The sequence below is a fragment of the Paenibacillus sp. GSMTC-2017 genome, from assembly GCF_016019935.1.
Lineage (GTDB): Bacteria > Bacillota > Bacilli > Paenibacillales > Paenibacillaceae > Pristimantibacillus.
Window position 1 is genome coordinate 22,381 of the sequence record NZ_JAECMT010000010.1, and the last position, 19,812, is coordinate 42,192.

A 19,812-nucleotide genomic window follows, 5' to 3' on the forward strand; every position below is an offset into this window, starting at 1 on the left:
CAAGGGTGCAAAGACCCTTGTTTGCGCTTGACCAGAGCAGGAACAGGGCTTATAGTTGGAACAGAGAATGTTAACTTTATGAACGAGGTGGCTTAGTAATGTCTGAGAAGATTTACGTTGGAGTCGATGTCGGTGGTACTACAATTAAGGTAGGCATTTGCGATGCGGAGGGACAATTGCTCCACACGTTTGAAGGACCGACAGAAACGAGTAAAGGAACGGACGCTATCCTTCATAATATTGCAAGCTACTCGCGGAAGGTAGTAGCTGATTCCTCGTATCAGTGGGAGCAGGTTGATGGGGTAGGAGTTGGTATTGCAGGTTTTCTTGATATTCCTAAGGGGTTTGTAAAGTTTTCTGCCAATTTAAATATTAGAGACACAGATCTTAAAGGGTTCCTGGAGCAAGAGCTTCAGAAAACGATTAAAGTGAATAACGACGCCAACGTAGCAGCACTTGGTGAAGCATGGGCTGGAGCAGGTAAAGGCATCGCCAATTGTGTATGTTACACGCTAGGTACTGGCGTGGGCGGTGGTATTATTATAGATGGAAAGATTGTAGAAGGTTTCGCAAGCATGGCTGGTGAGCTAGGACATGTTTCTATCGTTCCTGATCTAGAAGCGATTCAATGTGGCTGCGGCATGATGGGTTGTTTAGAAACTGTATCATCAGCAACGGGCATTATTCGTATGGCAAAAGATGCTGTTGCTCGCGGAGACCGTACTACCTTATCGTTAGTAGAAGATATTATGGCGAAGGATGTTATTGATGCGGCTAAAGCTGGGGATGAGGTTGCAGCACGTATCGTAAGCCGTGCGGCACATTATCTTGGCAAGTCGATGTCAATGGTCGCGATATTGCTAAACCCTGAGTATTTTATTATTGGTGGCGGCGTGTCCAAAGCTGGTGACTTCCTATTCGATCAGATTCGTGAAGTGTTTGAGAAGTATACACTTGAACAAGCGAAGGAAGGCGTGAAGATTGTTCCTGCTACACTTGGCAATAATGCTGGAGTGGTAGGCGCAGCAGGACTAATTCTAAGAGGATAGTAGGTGTAGAACTCATGGAAACGACAGCAACAATGGCTAAGCTTGTCATTATAACGGGCATGTCGGGTGCAGGGAAAACAATTGCTGTTCAGAGCCTTGAGGATCTTGGCTTCTTCTGTGTCGATAATTTACCTCCGGTTCTTATTCCGAAGTTTGCGGAATTAATTGAGCAGTCGAATGGCAAGATTGGAAAAGTAGCGTTAGTTATCGATCTGCGAGGCAGAGAGTTTTTCACTGCACTATCAGAATCGCTAGCATATATTAAAGATCATCATACGATAAGTTGCGAGATTCTATTCCTTGATGCAACGGACGAAGTGCTTGTTCAGCGTTATAAGGAAAGTCGTCGTCGTCATCCGCTTGCGCCGCAAGGGATGCCGCTCGAAGGCATTCATAATGAACGTCGTTTGCTTGAAGACTTGAAAGGGTCAGCGTCTCAAGTTATCGATACGAGCAATTTGAAGCCATTACATTTGAAAGAAAAGATCATCTCTCATTTTACAAATTTGGAGCAGAGTAATCTCTCTGTAAACGTTACTTCATTTGGTTTCAAATACGGTATTCCGATTGATGCTGATTTAATTTTCGATGTGCGGTTTCTTCCCAACCCACATTATGTCGAAAATTTACGTCCAAATACAGGGCAGACGCCAGAAGTGTATGATTATGTTATGAAGTGGCCTGAAACGCAACAATTTTTGACTAAGCTGCTTGATATGCTGCAGTTTCTTATTCCGCAATATCGTAAGGAAGGGAAAAGTCAGGTTGTGATTGGAATCGGCTGTACTGGAGGCAAACATCGTTCTGTCGCTATTGCGGAATATTTGGGAAGGATACTCGGAAGTAGTGATACGGAGCGAGTACGGGTCAGCCATCGTGATTCCGAGCGCGATAAGCATTGACACGGGGTGAGGGATTGAAAACAATTCAAAAGGTAGCAAGACGCCCCAAAATCGTTGTTATCGGCGGTGGCACAGGCCTGTCTGTTATGTTACGTGGTCTGAAAGAGAAGCCGCTAGATATAACAGCTATTGTCACAGTAGCTGACGACGGGGGAAGCTCCGGTATACTTCGAAATGAGCTAAATATTCCACCACCAGGCGATATTCGTAGTGTATTAACAGCGCTTGCGGATGCAGAGCCGCTTCTAACTGAAGTGCTCCGGTATCGTTTCCACAGCGGGACAGGACTTGCGGGACATAGTTTAGGTAATCTAATGCTTGCTGCGATGACGGATATTTCAGGTGACTTCGTAACGGGTGTTCGTCAGCTTAGTCAGGTTCTAGCAGTTAGAGGACGGGTACTACCGGCTGCTAATCGTGCGATCGTTTTGAAAGCTGAAATGGCAGATGGCACCATTATTACCGGCGAGTCTATGATTCCGAAAGCAGGTCAAGCGATTAAACGTGTGTTCCTTGAACCAGCAGATGTTGAGCCACTTGCGGAAGCAGTAGAAGCTATCGAAGGTGCAGACGCTATTCTTATTGGGCCGGGAAGTCTCTACACAAGTATTATGCCCAATTTATTGGTGCCTAAGCTTGCTCAGGCAATTGTGGAATCGGAAGCTGTGAAGTTGTTTGTTTGTAATGTGATGACACAGCCTGGAGAAACTGATAATTATTCAGTTAGTGATCACCTGGATGCGATTCACGCGCATATTGGCCATCATTTATTCGATTATGTTATAGTAAACGATGGAGAAATTCCACCGCAGGTGGAAAGTAAGTACGCCGAGATGGGTTCGAAAGCTGTCCATTTAGATATTGATGAAGTAACAAAACGAGGATACGAAGTCATTGCCGATAGGTTAGTGCTTTTCCGTACATTCCTTAGACATGATGCTGAACGTTTAAGCCATCATATATATAAGTTAGTGGAGAATTGGATGATAAGAAAGAGGTGAGGAAGAATGTCTTTTGCGGCACAAACAAAAAAGGAACTGACTTTAATCGAGGCGGACAGCTGCTGTGAGCTTGCCGAATTATCGGCACTTATACGGATGAATGGTTCGGTTAGTCTATCCAGCCGCAAGGTCGTTCTGGACATCTCGACAGAAAATGCAGCGATTGCCAGAAGAATCTATTCCCTAATCAAGAAACACTTTGACGTGCATGTGGAGCTTCTTGTCCGCAAAAAAATGCGACTTAAGAAAAATAATGTTTACATTGTACGTATGCCATCAATGGTACAGGAGATATTAAGCAAATTAACCATCGTGTCAGAGGGTTTCATGTTCAATAATACGATTAATAAGGATTTAATTCGCAAGCCATGCTGTAAACGTTCTTACTTACGCGGAGCGTTTCTAGCCGGTGGATCTGTGAACAATCCAGAGGGATCGTCGTATCATCTTGAGATTTCGTCCATGTACGAGGAACATTGCGAGTCACTTGTAGATCTTGCGAATAAGTTTGATTTAAATGCGAGATGTATCGAGCGGAAAAAAGGATTTATTTTTTATATAAAAGAAGGCGAAAAAATTATCGAGCTCCTCAATATTATCGGGGCACATCAAGCGTTGTTCAAGTTTGAGGATGTTCGTATTATGCGCGATATGCGTAATTCTGTTAACCGGATCGTCAACTGTGAGACTGCTAACTTGAATAAAACGATCGGAGCAGCCGTTCGCCAGATCGAAAATATAAAGCTTTTGCAAAAGGAAATAGGTCTTGAGAGTTTGCCTGATAAGCTAAGAGAGGTCGCTGTTATTCGGCTTCAACACCCTGATCTTAACTTAACAGAAGTTGGAGAAATGCTAATAAGTCGGGTTAGTAAGTCAGGTGTTAACCATAGACTTCGCAAAATTGACGAATTAGCTGAAAAAATACGTGGTGGTACAACATTTGCCTAGTGCAACTGCTTGTATAATGATATAATAACTTGTAATTGACTAGTTTTTTCTTACATGATAATGTTTTTTAGAAAATATAGGGGGTATGATTTCCATGACAAGACTTCCAGTTGTCGTACGTCTAAAGACGGGGCTTCATGCGAGACCTGCAGCTTTATTCGTGCAAGAAGCAAACAAATTTTCCTCCGAGGTTTTTGTTGAGAAGGATGACAAGAAAGTAAACGCAAAATCGATTATGGGCATTATGAGCTTGGCAATCAGCTCTGGTACAGAGATTTCCATAAGTGCTGATGGTTCAGATTCCGAACAGGCTGTAAACGCTTTAGTAGCACTTGTCAGCAAGGAAGAGTTGGAGAATCAATAAAAAGTAAAAGGGAAGATTCCTTCGCGCGGTTGAAAGATGCGGCAGGCTAGCTTCCTTTTTAATTTCAAAAAAACACGCCATTAATTGGCGTGTTTTTTTGTTTGCTATGTTGGTGGACTAATGTGAGGGGAGAAGCGCTTTAACCCGACAAAGTCGGGTTAGCGCCCCGCGCGCCGCTGCGACAAGCGGTCTAACCCGACATTGTCGGGTTAGATGTCGTGCATGCTATGATGCAACGATCTACGTGTAAAAATGCACTTAGTTGATGGATAAATTCGAGGAATGTAGGAATTAAGCGTAATAATGCATTAAATTATTGTTACAGCTCGAGAAAGTCAGAAGCTAAACGCAAAAATACACTTATTTGTTCAGTTTGAGAAAGGTAAGGTTTACTCTGAGAAAATGAGTGAAATGGAAACAAATGAAAAATAAAGCTCCCATTAATGGGTTATTAATCCAAAGGTATGCAACTAAATAATATTCAAACCAAATGACAGGCAACATAATGATCACTGCCTACGTTACGAAGTTCGGGTATCTGTTGTTTACAGAGCTCCAGAGCATACGGGCAGCGAGTATGAAACTTACAGCCGGAGGGAGGGTTCGCTGGATTAGGGATATCTCCCCTTAAGACGATTCGTTCCCGCTTTAGCTTTGGAATCGGAATAGGAATGGCGGATAATAGCGCTTTTGTGTATGGATGTTGTGGATTGCGGAATAGATCATCCCGCGATGCTGTTTCCATCATGGAGCCTAAATACATGACGCCGATACGAGAACAAAGATGCTCGACAACGCTGAGATCATGCGAAATAAATAAATACGTCAATCCCCGCTCTTCCTGCAGGCTGCGAAATAAGTTAATGATTTGAGCCTGTATAGATACATCAAGCGCAGATACAGGTTCATCAGCAATGATAAGCTCTGGCTTTAGAATGAGCGCCCGGGCGATACCAATTCTTTGCCTTTGCCCACCAGAAAATTCATGGGGAAATTTATCGATATGATAAGACGATAATCCGCATAAAGCCAATGTTTCAAGTACACTGTCTCTCACTTCCGATTTATGTACTAGCCCGTGATCAAGCAACGCTTCACCAATGGCATCACCAACTCGAACACGTGGATTAAGCGAACTATAAGGGTCTTGAAAAATTAATTGCATCTTCGGTCTTAGCTCACGTAGCTCAGCATGTGAAGTGTTGTACAAATCAATCCCTTTAAACTTTATTTCTCCATCGGTTTTGTCTGTTAGGCGGACCATCGTACGACCTACCGTACTTTTTCCACTTCCTGACTCACCAACCAAACCGAACGTTTCTCCCGCACGAATGCGGAAACTAATATTATCGACTGCTTTAACTTGACCGATCGTGCGAGTAAATAACCCGGTTGTCGTAATCGGGAAGTATTTTTTTAGATGGTTTACTTCCACGAGTGCTTCACTCATTCTCTTAATCGCCCTCTCTCTCATACAGTAAGCAAGCAACTCGTTGTTTGTAAGCAGCTTCGATTAGCCTCGGTTGTCGAATTAGGCAAGTCGGTTTACTATGTTCGCAGCGATCATAGAAGTAGCACGATTGCTCATTCAGCTCTAGTGGATTCGGCACCTGACCGGGAATCGAATATAGCTGGTCCTGTCTATGGTTCAATATAGGCTTTGATCTAAGCAGTCCTTGCGTATAAGGATGAAGGGGCCTCTCGAACAGTTCTACAACGCCACCCTCCTCAACCACTTTCCCTGCGTACATCACAATAACGTAATCCGCCATTTCAGCAACGACGCCAAGATCATGAGTAATAAGCAAAATGGACATGTTAGCATCGGACTTGATTTGCCGGAGTTTATCTAAAATTTGCGCTTGAATCGTCACATCGAGTGCGGTTGTTGGTTCATCAGCGATTAATAACTTCGGATTGCAAGAAATAGCGATAGCAATCATGATCCGCTGCAGCATCCCGCCACTTAACTCGTGGGGATAACTATTAGCTATTTGTTCAGGACGAGGGATGTCGACCATCTCAATGAGCTCAATTGCTCGCACCCTGGCCTCTTTTTTACTTAGTCTAAGGTGCTCCATTAGTGGTTCCATTAACTGCTGTCCAATCGTAAGTACTGGATTGAGAGAGGACATCGGTTCTTGAAAAATGATTGAGATATCGTTACCTCTTATGATGCGCTGTTCGTTTTTACTTAGCTTAAGCAAGTTGTTCCCTTCAAAGTGAATAGCACCATTCACTACTTTGCCGCTCGGCTCTTCTAAAAGACCCATAATCGACATTGCCGTTACACTTTTTCCACAACCAGACTCTCCAACGATACAAACGGTTTCAGCTTCTCCAACGCGAAAACTGATACCATCAACGGCTTTTACTTCCCCATCTTCCGTAAAAAAATGTGTACTCAGCTCGTCTATTTCTAATACAGATTTCATCGTTTGATTTCACCTACTACTTTTGTTTTGGGTCAAGCGCGTCTCGTAATCCATCTCCAAACAAGTTAATGGCGATTACCGTCAAAAAAATAGCCATTCCCGGTGGTATCCATAACCAAGGACGTTTTTCAAAATCCATTAAATTGTTAGCGGAATCAATCATATTGCCCCAAGTTGCAGTTGGCGGCATAACGCCAAGACCAAAGAAACTAAGAATCGATTCCAATAATATCGCTCCCCCTACATTAATAGTAGCGATAACAATAAGTAGAGGGACTATATTCGGCAACAAGTGGTGGAATAACTTCCGACGATCACGAAGGCCAAGAACGATCGTTGCTTGCATAAATTCACGTTCCCGCAGGCTTAGTAGTTGACCGCGAACGAGCCTAGCAAGACCCGGCCAACCGATAAAGCTAAGCATAATCATTACGACATATAACCGATATTCGGTCGGTACTTTCCAGTCGGACAAGAGAGCTCCTGCTATGAACAAAATGGGCAAACCCGGAACAGTAAGCAGCAGATCAGCAAATCTCATAATGATTTGATCAACAATACCTCTGTAGTAGCCGGCAAGTGCACCAAGGACAAAGCCGATGATGACGGACAACACCATTGAAGCGATACCAACCGTTAGCGAAATTCGGCCAGCTTGCAATAGCCGTGTTAGCACATCCCTGCCAAGCATATCTGTACCAAGCCAGTGGCTAAAGCTAGGTGCTGTATTCATGATCGTCGTATTAATCTTGTTGTCAGCATAAGGAGAAAATAAGGGGCCGATAAAACATGCGGCAAACATAAATACGATGAACCAAAAGCACGATACGGCGAGCCTGTTCTTATGAATGCGGCGCAATGACTGGCTCCACAATGATGATTTGGCGGAAGTGAGTGTATCCTTTTGCGCATTCGTTACCGCTTTCGCGGTCAGCGTCGACATATTCATTCCTCCTATTGCAATTTCACACGCGGATCAGCGACTCGGTACAGCAAATCAGAGATGAATGTACCGATTACTGTTAATATCGCGATAAGCATCGTAAAGCCCATTAATAAAGGGTAATCTCGTACCGAAAATGATTGCATGAACAAATAACCGATACCTGGCCAGTTAAAAATGGTTTCGATAATAAGCGACCCGCCGAACAAAGAGGGTAGCTCAAAGCCAATCATTGTGATGGCAGGCAACATTGCATTCCTTAGCGCATGTCGGAATAAAACGGTGTGTTCCTTTAAACCTTTTGCACGAGCTGTTCGAATATAATCCTGACGAATAACATCAAGTACATTGCTGCGGAAATAACGAGTGAGTGAACCAACGCCAAGCAACGTCATAACAGCAACTGGGAGTATCATATGGTGAATAACTTCTTTCACATATGCGAGCCCTGTCGCATCACTCCCAGTCGTAATGATCCCACCTGGTGGCAGAAATTTCAAATCAACGGCAAACAGTTTAATAAAGAATAGCCCAATGAAAAAGGAAGGAATCGACATCGCCGCAAAAACAAATATAACGATAAGTGTATCAAACCAAGAATATTGTTTGTAAGCAGCTATAACACCAACGACGATGGCAATGAACCACGTGAGCAAGGTGGATACAATTGCTAACAAAAAAGAGTTCCATATGTACTCGTTGAACAGTGTGAGTACTGGTTTTTGCTGTTGCAGTGAATAGCCGAAATCACCTTGAATCGCATTTTTCATCCAATTGACATAACGTTCAAGAACGGGATCACTGAGGCCAAATATTTCTCGCAACTCGGCTTTACGCTCATCAGATAACTTCACATTGCTCGTTACGAAATCACCTGGTGTTAAGGCGTACAGCAGAAATATAAATAACGATGCGACTAGCAATATAAGCGTCGTATAGGTCAATCTTCGCAATAAAAATGTTTTCATGATCGGCTCCTTGATTTGGCTGGCTGAAGCTTTATGCCTCAGCCAGCCAAACATGTTTATTGCGCTAACTTCCAGTCAGGCAAGCCTACGCTTATGCCGCGGAAAGGATTAACGGTTAATCCTTCGATACGTCCGTTATAGCCGTAAACCATTTTGTTGTAGCTGGTAAAGATGTAAGGAAGATCGTCATTGAGAACTTGATAAAGTTCCCTGTACACTTTTTTGCGCTCTTCGATGTCAAGCGTTGCAAGTCCCTTTGCATACAGTTCTTTTACTTTTGCATTATCATAGCCTTTGACATCGCCGTTAACGAATGAGCTTACACCGTCAGATGGGTCGTTAAGTAGTGGTGTAGAGAATGATACGAGATCGAAGTCTCCGCTTTCAAATTTAGCAATTTGCGCATTAAAGTCGGCAAATTGTTCAGCTTCAAATTTAATCCCAATCGCTTCATAATTTTCTTTTGCTACTGCGATAAAGATATCTGTTCCTTTTTTCTTCGAGCCGATAAAATGAATCGTTAGTGGTTTGCCATCTTTCTCACGAATACCATCTGTTCCCCGCTTCCAGCCTGCTTCATCAAGTAATTGTTTCGCTTTTTCTGGATCATATGCATACGGATTAATTCCTTCTTCTGTATATGCCCATGAGATCGGAGGTGCAGGAATGTTGGCTATCGTAGCTGCGCCTTGATTGGAGTCAACATAAATTGTTTTTCGATCCAGACCATACGTAAGCGCCTGGCGGACTTTCTTATCTTTCAAATGTTCTTTCTCAAAGTTGAATTGAATATAGCCATAATTGCTCGCCGTATATTTTTGTAGATTCAAATAGCCAAGTTTTTGCAATTTATCGAGGTTTTCTTGGGTAGCGGTGAAGCCGCCGAAATCTTGTTCTCCTGTCTCAATAAATTGCCATGTGTCTCCTTCAGTGGTCTTATAAATAAAATTAGGGATGCCTACTGTACCGCGATAATAATGTTCATTGGCTACGAAACGAACCTCTTGACCGGGAATAAATTTATCAAGTTTGTAAGGACCATTACCGACAGGCTTCGCATGCAAATCTTTTATATGATCCAAATTTCCGAATATGTAGTCTTTTCCGTAATACGCTTTAGATAATATTTTACCGCCTAATGTTAGAACAGCCGCAGCATTAACCTGCTCTATTGTAGCGGAGATGGTTAGTGGGTCAATAACTTTAATTCCTTCGATTGATGTTGCTTTTCCATCCTTGTAGGCTTGTGCTCCTTTAATGCCGAGCGATAACAAATCACTATCTCCGTCATACGATTTATCGAAAACGAGTGACCACGTAAAGGCAACATCGTCTGCTGTTAGAGGTGAGCCGTCACTAAACTTTGAATCTTTGCGAAGATGGAAGGTATAAGTTAAATTGTCTGGTGTCACTTCAAACTTTTCTGCAAGATCAGGAACTGGAATGCCTTTACTGTCGACAGTGACGAGTGAAGAGAATAAGACGGACGAAACATTTCCGTCATAGCCGCTTTGATGGAAGTAAGGTGTAAATGCACCGCTTGGGTCGGTAAGTCCTACGATTACCGTATCGGTCCGTTTTTTTGCCGATTCTGGAAGTTTGGATAAATCACTAGCTAATATTAAATCAGGATTTGTATTCGTAGTTGCTGTTGTAGTCGGTGTTGCTGTTGCTGTCGTTGTTGTATCTACTTTCGGTTCGCTTTCAACCTTTGGCTCAGTTTTATTAGAGCAAGCAGCTAATAAAACCGCACCTACAACCGTCACTGCAAGCATTACAACGATCTTTTTTTTCATAATTCGTATCATCTCCTTTAATTTATATTATTCCGATAAGATAAGTATGATATCGGCTAATAGTTTATATTATAGGAACCAATTACAGTTCTGTAAAGAGAGAACAAATAAAAAAATGTAAATTATATATAGTCGATGGATACTAAATGCAAAAAAAACCATATTTGCTCCGGCTTATCGGTGCGAAATTGGTTTCGGTCTATAGGAGTATGATCGAATGTTAAACGGAGATTTAGCCCTCTATGTATTGGTTTAGCTTACTTTGGATTTTCTGTAAAGCGTGTGATCGTAAGCTGTATTCAGTAAGAGTGTCACCATCGATATGGGCACATATTAGTCCAGCGCTGCGAAGCTTCGATATATGATCATGTGTAATCCCTTTTGACAAATTGAGATGACGGACGATTTCACTAAAGCTGCGAGGACCTTGATGGAGGTAACGTAATATTTTCAAACGACTTTTTTCACCAATACTTCGGATAACTCTAAATTCGTGCGGTGAAAGGAAATCTTCTTGATCTAAGTAGATTCTTGCTGAATAGTGGCATACGGTAGTGTCACCAAATTGATAGACGATATTAATCGGCTGAAAATGATATTGCGGAATTAAGAGAAGTTTGTTAAGACCGACGCGAGGTGTAAACAATAGCCCATTGGTAGTTTCATCAATGAATTGTTCTTGACTCATCTCGGACATCGCTTTTTTTCGATCATCACGTTCGTTGTACAAAGCATCTAGAATAGTAGGATCAATATGACGGAAATATTGCTCATTCCAACCATCGAATATCGTTAATGTACGGGAACGAAACTCATTCATATTTTCCGGGAATTGCTCGCCAGAATTAAAGACAAGTTCATTTAAGTCGCTTACAGTAAGTCCATCCAACCAGGTTAAAAAACTTTCCACATCTACTGCAGACGGACATAGGTAAAGAAGCAAATTTGTTAATTTCCACTCTCCATTAATGCCTGTCGAATTGAGCAGTGAATCAAGTTCAGGTGAAAGTTGCTGGCGGACTGCATTCGGCCATATCGATGGAAGATCCAATTTCTTGTGTGATTTTCTGCAAAAATAGGTATGAAGGCTCGCCACAAATTCATGTAAAGGCTCGAACGTTACATCTATTTGATAATTCGTCATAGATAGGCTCCTTTCAATTCCTTTTATTATAACGTGAACGGGTTAATGTATTCTAGCAATAAGACATCGACTTTTGCTAGATTTGCATGGAAAATAACGATAGAAACAATTTCCAAATTTTGTTCGTCTAGTTAATTGAAAGTAATCTTCACCTATTATGGGGAGGTACTGTAACGGATGACTAAACGAACAAGATTTATTGTATTTATATTAATTGCGATAGTAGCGCTAATTTTTTCTTTGATCTTATCTAGAGGAGTATCTAACGAAAAAAGTTCCGTTCCACTCGAAATGCCTAATAGGAACCCAATAGACAACATTATCGCAAACAGCCCAGCACCTAAAGTTACTGCTCTAGTGGGAACGGATAAGGAGCAAAAAACAGCAGGGAAGCTTTGCAGAGATGATGAGATGATAATGGGGGTTTGCAATCTTGAAATTAGAGTAGGCGCTAAACCTTTAGGGAGTGACGCATTTGGAAGTACAATTGTACATCTTGTAGAATATCGAGGCGACCAGAGATTGGGAGAAGTAAATAGGCTATATTATGAACTGCTTGTTGTGAAGCCGGATCATAATAGTGTGAAGAAATATACATTGTACGAGACGGGGAAGGAGGAGTCACCAAGATATTCTGGCATCAAAATGATTAATGAAAAAGATGTCATAATCATGAGTCAAATTGTTGAACAAGATCGGTTAGTCTATGAAATTGCGAAGCTGGACATAAACAGTGGAAAATTAACATCATCAGTCCCATATCGTGAAGTATTAAAGGATTCGGAAGAGTATGATGATGATTCGATTTTAAGTCAATTTTTTGATGAAGATGAGTATGGGAAAGTTTCTAAAATGATGCTAACTACATTGAAGGGGAAGATGTGGCTGATTGACCTACATACATTGGAAGTGATGAGCCCGCGTCATAAGTTGTATCCTTCTTATGGTGATCCAGGTAGTGCACCCTCTCGTAATTTAATATTCCCTGATCCTAAATTAGAGAGGTTTGTTTACTCTGTATTAATAGGAGATAATCGGATTACTAACGACTATCTCATTGCAAATGCGAAGAATGGTAATGTAATTACACGATTTAGTATAGATGAGTCATTGCAAGCGAGCCCAGAGGTAGCCTGGAACAAGGGCGGAAGTCTATTCGCTTTGGAATATGCAAAGAAGGGAGATGAGTTAGGGTCACGTACAGATAACGCAATCATTGTGTTTGCACATAGCATTTCAGTTTATAACCGCGATGGAAAAATAGTGGCTACGATTGATGCTCCTTCAGAAGAACGAATTAGTATCGTCAATTGGTTGGATGAAGAACGGTTGCTCATTGAATCCTACAAAACAAATTACAAAGGGATGGGGGAAGGCGAAAAGAAGGATATCACTTATAAAACATTTCACGTTCAAACAGGCGAGCTTTCGACTTATCAAAGAGTTAAAGATGGTTCATTGCTAGATAATGCTGAGCTCATTTTTGGCTACGCAGAGCTAGGATATGGCTTTAGCACACAAGTCTATATTGAACGATCTGGAAATCAAATTTGGGTGCCAGATATGGGGGGAGATTTGAAGCGTATTGGTGATGAGGTATATGTGAGCCGTAGGAACGGGGATTGGCAAAATATTTTCAGATTAGATGATGACTTACGTTCGCTCAAATGGGTTGGCGGCTGGGAAGGTAATGAATGGAGAAAAATTATTCCCGGTTGGTTAGTCAGTAGTGATCTTACATATAAGAAGATAGATCTAACAACTCCACTTAACGGTGAGGGGCTTCCTGTTTTAGGAAGTGATTTTGACATTGTAGATAACAATACGTCAATTATGAAAGAAAATGAGAGGACTGAACATATAACGCTGGATGGAGGAGATGTTCGCGCAGTTGGTAAGAGTCGTTATGGGGTATTGAAGATGCGATCGATGCCTGAAGAGAAATATTGGGATCGATGGTCGGAATCTCATTACTTTGGGAACTATCAGATAGAGTTTACAGATGCAGCTGGCGGGAGATCAATACTCCCAGAGTTAAAGGAAGTAGCATTCATGGAAGGGATGGAGCAAGGGGAAATAAAGGTTTACCCTTTTGAAGGGTTCGATCTGCTATTGCTACATACGGATCAATATAAGTTTAATGACAGAAATCTAAACGTTTATGCATATGTAATTACCGAGGATGGTCAGGCATTTCCGCTCGATTACCGTTATGTAATTCCGAGCGGCGAAGTGAAACGGAATGCCATTCCCTTTGGTAGATTGCCTGTTGAAGTTGAAAATGGGAAACTTGTATATCAATCCTGGCAAGGTTATGTATGGACACCGGACTTAGAGGCAAAAACGTTGAAATTAACGGAAGTACGTCATCGTTCGGAAGAGTATGAGAGTATTTGGCAGGTCGTTGTACGCTATAAGTACCGACTTGAGCAAGCGCTAGGCTTGACGGAATCTGATTTTCCTGAGGGGAAGCTTGAGGAAGAAGAACTGCGCAGTCTATTTGCAGATGATGCATGGAACAATCCCGGCTTCCAATGGTTTAAGGATGAAATAGCTCGGATTGATGAAGCGGGTGATCCAACAAGAGCTTTTGCTTCGCCGAACATTATTGGGCATTATGATCGTTTCGGAAATATTATTGTGAATTTCGAGTTTATACTTGCTTACTCAATCGGCTGGCTAGCTCACTTAGAAGCTGTATTGCAATTCAAGGATGGTCGATGGATATTCCGGGACTTTGGAACATTTGAGACGGAGAAAGTTAAGCAGAAATATTATAAATCATCATTAGATGCAGGTTACTACATCAAACATATTGAAGATGAGCTAGTACATTAAGCAAAAAAAGCTTCCTGTATGATCCATTGGATCAGCAGGAAGCTTCTTTGTATGTTAGATGTGATTAAACCTTCTCGATTACTTTATCGACGAGGCCGTATTCTTTTGCTTCAACAGCGCTCATAAAGTAGTCGCGATCTGTATCCACTTCGATCTTGCTAAGCGGTTGACCAGAGCGATCTGCTAAAATGTTGTTCAACTTGTCGCGCATCTTGAGGATGCGACGAGCGCGAATTTCGATATCGCTCGCTTGACCTTCTGCACCGCCTAGAGGTTGATGGATCATAACTTCACTGTTTGGCAGGGCGTAACGTTTGCCTTTTGCTCCAGCTGTTAGTAGGAAAGCACCCATTGAAGCGGCCATACCTACGCAGATAGTGGATACATCAGGTTTTATGTATTGCATCGTATCGTAAATAGCCATGCCGGAAGTGATAGAGCCACCGGGGCTGTTTATGTATAAAGATATATCTTTTTCAGGATCCTCAGCTGCAAGGAAAAGCATTTGCGCGATGATGGAATTGGCCACCACGTCATTCACACCAGATCCAAGAAAAATAATGCGATCCTTCAGCAGGCGAGAGTAAATGTCATAAGAGCGTTCCCCTCGATTGCTTTGCTCAATTACCATAGGCACAAAATTCATCTCTAACCAATCCTCCTTCGTCAACGAAAAGCTTAAATATTGGAATCGTATTCCTATAATAACGGATTGATTTGTAAAAGTCAAAGATAGTCAGAGGGGCAACTGTAGCTCTTTATAAGAGATTTCGAACCCACCCAAGCCCTCCCTTCCAAGGGAGGGTTCCGAGACGCTGCACCCTCTGGACACCCACGTAGTATAACGATTGATTGACAAGGAGCGATTGTGTGTGAATGAATGCGTGCTTTGAGCGCTTTGTCCATTCTGGTCACGCTTTACCTACTAATATAAGAAGAAACAATTAGTAGATGAGCTATATGAAAAACGGAAATGAATATTAAACCGACTCAATCTCAACACCAGTGCTTAATGTGATTTAATAAGGACGTACATTTGGTTAACGGGCCAGCACACTTTAATGGTAACGAACGTTTCCGAGCTTATCGCTAACGAACTCAGTACCTTTTATTTGACCAATTTGCACCGTTCAAAACATTTAACGAACTCAACAATGCTTATTCCGAGCAAAATGGCTTTATTTCGTGCAAAAACTAAGCGATAACGACTTTGGAGTTCGTTAGACTAAATCACAACTTATTTTATTCGATATAAGCACAATACGATTCGTTAGCGGATCAGCATTCTAGTTAGTAGTAGTGCGCATTATACCGAACATACCGTAACTGTTAGCAAGTCCGAAGTTAACATACTCAAGCGCTAGTGTTTTTGCTGAGCCGTTAAGCCTCTAAATACTAAAAAACAAAAAAGCTGCTCCGCGGTAATCGCAGAACAGCTTGTCTAATGTATGGTTGGCGCGCCCGCTAGGAATCGAACCTAGATCTCAGGCTCCGGAGGCCTACGTCATATCCATTGGACCACGGGCGCGTATTGCAAAAAAACAGTAGCAAAAATGATTATATGTTATTAATGAAGCGAAAGCAAGGGAAATAGGCAAATTAAATATTTTGTAAATATCAATAGTAATCGTTTTCATTCCAAATTCACCCCTTGCATAGGACGTGTATTTTAGTTAAACTAGAGGTGGGACTAAAAAAGTTCATGCGGGACGAAAACAGTCCAACGCTAATGTAGCAAATGCTAGTATAGCCAGTGCCAATGTGGCCAGCGCTAACATGGCCAACGCATAATTTTCAATTAATGAAGTCCCGATGCTCGTGGCACTATATAAGTTCAGGGCTGAATAAGCTCAGACCGATGGAGTGAAGGATAAGAGATGCGTAAGATCATTGAACTGCAGCAGCAGCTTGTACCAGATCTTCTAGAAGTAATGAAGAAACGGTATTTGATCCTGCATCAAGTTATGCTATCGGATACCATTGGCCGTCGAACACTTGCGAATACGCTAGAGATGACGGAACGGGTACTGCGAGCAGAAACGGATTTTTTGAAAGAACAAGGCTTGCTTGAGATTCATACAGCAGGCATGCGAATCAGCGAGCTGGGCAAGACGATGCTGGAACAGCTAGAACCATTTTACAAGTCGATGTTCGGGTTGTCGGAGATGGAAGAGAGGCTTAGAGCTTACTTCGGTCTAACACAAGTTATCATCGTACCAGGTGATTCGGAATCTTCTGTTCAAACAAAGCGAGAGCTTGGAAGAGCAGGTTGTCAGGTGCTTAGACAAGTGATGAAGCCGACCGATGTAGTAGCGGTGACTGGTGGATCAACCATCGCGCAAGTTGCTAATCAACTAACGACTCCAAATGTAATGAAGGAAATGTGGTTCGTGCCAGCACGAGGCGGCTTAGGTGAAAGTCTTGATTATCAGGCGAACACTTTAGCATCCACGATGGCGAAGCGAACAGGCGGTCAATATCGCTTGCTGCATGTACCGGATCATTTGGGTGAAGAAGCTTTTGCTTCATTAATGCAGGAACCTAATATTCGAGAAATTGTGGAAGTAATCCGCAATGCCCGAATTGTCGTACACGGCATAGGTGATGCAATGGTGATGGCAAGACGCAGAAAACTCGATCGTGACATTGTTGAAGCTATTGCAGCAGAAGGTGCACTTGCAGAAGCATTCGGTTATTACTTCGACCGGAGCGGCGCAGTCGTACACAAAATGAAAACAGTAGGGTTACGGCTCGAGGATATTGTTAAAACTGAAGTTGTTATAGCAGTAGCCGGAGGTACGGGAAAAGGCGAGGCGATTGAAGCAGTTATGCGTTTCGGACATAATGACGTGCTCATTACGGATGAAGCGGCTGCACACGAAATCATTACTCTGCTGGAGAACAAATCGTAATCGTACTATCAATGAATGAACGATCCAATGTTTGGCATCATGACGAATAACGGCCACCTGCATGGTGATTACCGCGATTTCGTCTTGAAATAAATTTATTATTTTAAAATCGCTTAGGAGGAATTACAAATGGTTAAAGTTGGTATCAATGGTTTTGGACGTATTGGTCGTAACGTATTCCGCGCAGCACTAAACAATTCAGAGGTTGAAATTGTAGCAGTAAACGATTTGACAGACGTTCACACGCTTGCTCACCTTCTAAAATACGATACAACTCATGGCACGCTTGATGCTACAGTTGAAGCAAAAGAAGGCGCTTTGATCGTTAACGGCAAAGAAGTTAAAGTATTTGCTGAGCGTAACCCTGCTGATCTTCCTTGGGGTTCTGTAGGCGCTGAAATCGTAGTTGAGTCTACTGGTATCTTTACTTCCAAAGAAAAAGCTGAGCTTCACCTTCAAGGTGGCGCGAAAAAAGTTATTATCTCCGCTCCAGCTACTAACGAAGACATCACAATCGTTATCGGCGTAAACGAAGATAAATACGATGCTGCTAACCACAACATCATTTCCAACGCTTCTTGCACGACTAACTGTCTTGCGCCATTTGCAAAAGTTCTTAACGACAAGTTCGGTATCGTAAAAGGTATGATGAACACAATTCACTCATACACAAATGACCAATCCGTACTTGATGTTCCACATAAAGATTTGCGCCGCGCTCGCGCTGCTGCAGAAAACATCATCCCTTCATCCACTGGCGCTGCAAAAGCAGTTTCCCTAGTGTTGCCTGAACTTAAAGGTAAATTGAACGGTATGGCTATGCGTGTTCCTACACCTAACGTTTCTGTAACTGATCTAGTTGCTGAATTGAAAGTTAACGTTACAGTTGAAGAAGTAAACGCAGCATTCAAAGAAGCTTCCGAAGGCGCTTTGAAAGGTATCTTGAACTACAACGAATTGCCGCTTGTATCAAGCGACTACAACAGTGACCCAGCTTCTTCCACAATTGACGGTTTGTCAACAATGGTAGTTGAAGGCAACATGGTTAAAGTTATTTCTTGGTACGACAACGAGTGGGGCTATTCTAACCGCGTAGTTGATCTTGCTGCATATATCGCAAAAAAAGGTCTGTAAGGAAAGAAAGCTGACGGGTCGTAGCTCCTTATAGCGAGCTTGGCCCTAGGTCTATCGCCCTCGCAGGTTCTGACCATGAGGGCGTTCCTTCCATAATAGAAGGAGCGCCCTTATCTGTTTTTCTACTAACTTTACAAGGTCATATACGGTCTACCACATATTCAGGGAGGGTTTCATACATGAACAAAAAAAGTGTACGTGACGTAACAGAACTACAAGGAAAACGCGTATTTGTACGCGTAGACTTCAACGTGCCGCTCGAAAACGGCAACATTACAGATGACAAGCGTATTCGTGAGACGCTGCCGACGATTAACTTCCTAATCGAAAAAGGTGCAAAAGTTATTTTGGCATCACATCTAGGCCGTCCAAACGGACAAGTGGTAGAAGAGCTTCGCCATACAGCTTCTGCAGCTCGCCTTGCTGAACTACTTGGCAAACCAGTTATGAAAGCAAACGAAGCAATTGGACCAGCTGTTGAAGCTCAAGTAAATGCTTTGGAAAATGGCGACGTATTGTTGCTTGAAAATGTGCGTTTCTACCCTGGTGAAGAGAAAAACGATCCGGAGCTAGCGCAATCTTTTGCTAAACTGGCTGACTTGTTCGTAAATGATGCTTTCGGTGCTGCTCACCGTGCACATGCTTCAACAGAAGGTATCGCTCATATCCTTCCTGCAGTATCTGGTCTTCTTATGGAGAGAGAGCTTGAAGTTCTTGGTAAAGCCCTTAACAACCCTGAGCGTCCATTCACAGCAATTGTTGGTGGTTCTAAAGTAAAGGACAAAATTGCTGTTATTGACAAAATGCTTGAAATTGCCGATAACATCATTATCGGTGGCGGTCTATCTTACACGTTCTTCAAGGCACAAGGCCATGAAATCGGTAAGTCACTAGTAGACAACAGCAAACTTGATCTAGCTCTTGAGTTTATCGAAAAAGCGAAAAAGCTAGGCAAAAACTTCTTAATTCCAGTAGATATCGTAGTAACTGACGATTTCAGTGCAACTGCGAACACGCAAATCGTAGACGTTGACAGCATTCCTGCTGAATGGGAAGGTATCGACATCGGACCGAAAACTCGTGAGCTTTATGCTGACGTTATTAAAAACTCCAAATTGGTTGTTTGGAACGGACCGATGGGCGTATTTGAAATCGAACCATTCTCACACGGTACACGTGCAGTAGCTCAAGCAACTGCTGAAACTTCAGGTTACACAGTAATCGGCGGTGGCGACTCCGCAGCAGCAGCAGAGAAGTTTGGTCTTGCTGATCAAATGAACTTTATCTCCACTGGCGGCGGTGCATCCTTGGAGTTTATGGAAGGCAAAGTGCTTCCAGGTGTAGTTGCTCTAAACGATAAGTAAGTTCTAAACTAGCG

General features: G+C 42.4%; 16 protein-coding genes and 1 tRNA gene. 9 read left to right on the forward strand and 8 right to left on the reverse strand.

Annotation, left to right across the window (positions count from 1 at the left end):
* Positions 1-98: 98 nt before the first annotated feature.
* The 5 genes from I6N90_RS24055 to I6N90_RS24075 all read left to right on the forward strand — a co-directional run bounded on the left by I6N90_RS24055 (position 99) and on the right by I6N90_RS24075 (position 4,264).
* Positions 99-1,049: an ROK family glucokinase gene (locus tag I6N90_RS24055; RefSeq protein WP_197938429.1), complete on the forward strand. Its 951-nt coding sequence runs from the start codon at positions 99-101 to the stop codon at positions 1,047-1,049.
* Positions 1,050-1,063: 14 nt separating this feature from the next.
* Positions 1,064-1,951, forward strand: coding sequence for an RNase adapter RapZ (gene rapZ, locus I6N90_RS24060; protein ID WP_197938431.1), 888 nt, complete (start codon positions 1,064-1,066; stop codon positions 1,949-1,951).
* Between the two features lie 14 nt (positions 1,952-1,965).
* On the forward strand, positions 1,966-2,952 hold the full coding sequence (locus tag I6N90_RS24065) for a gluconeogenesis factor YvcK family protein (protein WP_197938433.1): 987 nt from the start codon (positions 1,966-1,968) through the stop codon (positions 2,950-2,952).
* 6 nt (positions 2,953-2,958) lie between these two features.
* On the forward strand, positions 2,959-3,900 hold the full coding sequence (whiA, locus tag I6N90_RS24070; protein ID WP_197938435.1) for a DNA-binding protein WhiA: 942 nt from the start codon (positions 2,959-2,961) through the stop codon (positions 3,898-3,900).
* A gap of 94 nt (positions 3,901-3,994) precedes the next feature.
* Positions 3,995-4,264, forward strand: coding sequence for an HPr family phosphocarrier protein (locus I6N90_RS24075; protein WP_197938437.1), 270 nt, complete (start codon positions 3,995-3,997; stop codon positions 4,262-4,264).
* Positions 4,265-4,745: 481 nt separating this feature from the next.
* On the opposite strand, the gene I6N90_RS24080 is transcribed toward I6N90_RS24075, so the two are convergent.
* The 6 genes from I6N90_RS24080 to I6N90_RS24105 form a co-directional block, all read right to left on the reverse strand.
* Positions 4,746-5,714, reverse strand: a complete 969-nt coding sequence (locus I6N90_RS24080; RefSeq protein WP_197938438.1) for an ABC transporter ATP-binding protein — start codon at positions 5,712-5,714, stop codon at positions 4,746-4,748.
* A 4-nt stretch (positions 5,715-5,718) separates the two neighbouring features.
* Positions 5,719-6,699 carry an ABC transporter ATP-binding protein gene (locus tag I6N90_RS24085; RefSeq protein ID WP_197938439.1) on the reverse strand — a complete coding sequence of 327 codons (981 nt, stop codon included), beginning with the start codon at positions 6,697-6,699 and terminating at the stop codon, positions 5,719-5,721.
* Positions 6,700-6,715: 16 nt separating this feature from the next.
* Complete coding sequence (opp4C, locus tag I6N90_RS24090) at positions 6,716-7,642, reverse strand: oligopeptide ABC transporter permease (protein ID WP_197938440.1); 927 nt, start codon at positions 7,640-7,642, stop codon at positions 6,716-6,718.
* Positions 7,643-7,653: 11 nt separating this feature from the next.
* The gene (locus I6N90_RS24095) at positions 7,654-8,610 is read right to left on the reverse strand and encodes an ABC transporter permease (RefSeq protein ID WP_197938441.1); all 957 of its coding nucleotides are present in this window, start codon (positions 8,608-8,610) and stop codon (positions 7,654-7,656) included.
* 56 nt (positions 8,611-8,666) lie between these two features.
* A complete protein-coding gene (locus tag I6N90_RS24100) occupies positions 8,667-10,406 on the reverse strand; it encodes an ABC transporter substrate-binding protein (RefSeq protein ID WP_197938442.1) in 1,740 nt (579 codons plus the stop codon).
* Between the two features lie 232 nt (positions 10,407-10,638).
* Entirely contained in the window at positions 10,639-11,550 is a 912-nt protein-coding gene (locus tag I6N90_RS24105; RefSeq protein WP_197938443.1) for an ArsR/SmtB family transcription factor, read from the reverse strand.
* A 177-nt stretch (positions 11,551-11,727) separates the two neighbouring features.
* On the opposite strand from I6N90_RS24105, the gene I6N90_RS24110 reads away from it, so the two are divergent.
* A complete protein-coding gene (locus tag I6N90_RS24110) occupies positions 11,728-14,388 on the forward strand; it encodes a hypothetical protein (RefSeq protein ID WP_197938444.1) in 2,661 nt (886 codons plus the stop codon).
* A gap of 64 nt (positions 14,389-14,452) precedes the next feature.
* Here the strand turns inward: I6N90_RS24110 and clpP are convergent, their stop codons facing one another.
* Positions 14,453-15,034 (reverse strand): ATP-dependent Clp endopeptidase proteolytic subunit ClpP, encoded by a 582-nt coding sequence (gene clpP / locus I6N90_RS24115; protein ID WP_197938446.1) that lies wholly within the window; start codon positions 15,032-15,034, stop codon positions 14,453-14,455.
* Positions 15,035-15,841: 807 nt separating this feature from the next.
* A tRNA-Arg gene (locus I6N90_RS24120) sits at positions 15,842-15,916 on the reverse strand.
* A gap of 349 nt (positions 15,917-16,265) precedes the next feature.
* Between I6N90_RS24120 and I6N90_RS24125 the strand changes: the two genes are divergently transcribed.
* The 3 genes from I6N90_RS24125 (at position 16,266) to I6N90_RS24135 (ending at position 19,798) form a co-directional block, all read left to right on the forward strand.
* Positions 16,266-17,300: a sugar-binding transcriptional regulator gene (locus I6N90_RS24125; RefSeq protein WP_197938448.1), complete on the forward strand. Its 1,035-nt coding sequence runs from the start codon at positions 16,266-16,268 to the stop codon at positions 17,298-17,300.
* Positions 17,301-17,429: 129 nt separating this feature from the next.
* Positions 17,430-18,434 (forward strand): type I glyceraldehyde-3-phosphate dehydrogenase, encoded by a 1,005-nt coding sequence (gap, locus tag I6N90_RS24130; protein ID WP_197938450.1) that lies wholly within the window; start codon positions 17,430-17,432, stop codon positions 18,432-18,434.
* A 179-nt stretch (positions 18,435-18,613) separates the two neighbouring features.
* Positions 18,614-19,798, forward strand: coding sequence for a phosphoglycerate kinase (locus tag I6N90_RS24135; protein ID WP_197938452.1), 1,185 nt, complete (start codon positions 18,614-18,616; stop codon positions 19,796-19,798).
* Positions 19,799-19,812: the final 14 nt, after the last annotated feature.

Coding starts and splice junctions, on each gene's coding strand:
- I6N90_RS24055 (WP_197938429.1), top strand. CDS start 99: ATGTCTGAGAAGATTTACGTTGGAGTCGATGTCGGTGGTACTACAATT.
- rapZ (WP_197938431.1), top strand. CDS start 1,064: ATGGAAACGACAGCAACAATGGCTAAGCTTGTCATTATAACGGGCATG.
- whiA (WP_197938435.1), top strand. CDS start 2,959: ATGTCTTTTGCGGCACAAACAAAAAAGGAACTGACTTTAATCGAGGCG.
- I6N90_RS24075 (WP_197938437.1), top strand. CDS start 3,995: ATGACAAGACTTCCAGTTGTCGTACGTCTAAAGACGGGGCTTCATGCG.
- I6N90_RS24080 (WP_197938438.1), bottom strand. CDS start 5,714: ATGAGTGAAGCACTCGTGGAAGTAAACCATCTAAAAAAATACTTCCCG.
- I6N90_RS24085 (WP_197938439.1), bottom strand. CDS start 6,699: ATGAAATCTGTATTAGAAATAGACGAGCTGAGTACACATTTTTTTACG.
- opp4C (WP_197938440.1), bottom strand. CDS start 7,642: ATGTCGACGCTGACCGCGAAAGCGGTAACGAATGCGCAAAAGGATACA.
- I6N90_RS24095 (WP_197938441.1), bottom strand. CDS start 8,610: ATGAAAACATTTTTATTGCGAAGATTGACCTATACGACGCTTATATTG.
- I6N90_RS24100 (WP_197938442.1), bottom strand. CDS start 10,406: ATGAAAAAAAAGATCGTTGTAATGCTTGCAGTGACGGTTGTAGGTGCG.
- I6N90_RS24105 (WP_197938443.1), bottom strand. CDS start 11,550: ATGACGAATTATCAAATAGATGTAACGTTCGAGCCTTTACATGAATTT.
- I6N90_RS24110 (WP_197938444.1), top strand. CDS start 11,728: ATGACTAAACGAACAAGATTTATTGTATTTATATTAATTGCGATAGTA.
- clpP (WP_197938446.1), bottom strand. CDS start 15,034: ATGAATTTTGTGCCTATGGTAATTGAGCAAAGCAATCGAGGGGAACGC.
- I6N90_RS24125 (WP_197938448.1), top strand. CDS start 16,266: ATGCGTAAGATCATTGAACTGCAGCAGCAGCTTGTACCAGATCTTCTA.
- gap (WP_197938450.1), top strand. CDS start 17,430: ATGGTTAAAGTTGGTATCAATGGTTTTGGACGTATTGGTCGTAACGTA.
- I6N90_RS24135 (WP_197938452.1), top strand. CDS start 18,614: ATGAACAAAAAAAGTGTACGTGACGTAACAGAACTACAAGGAAAACGC.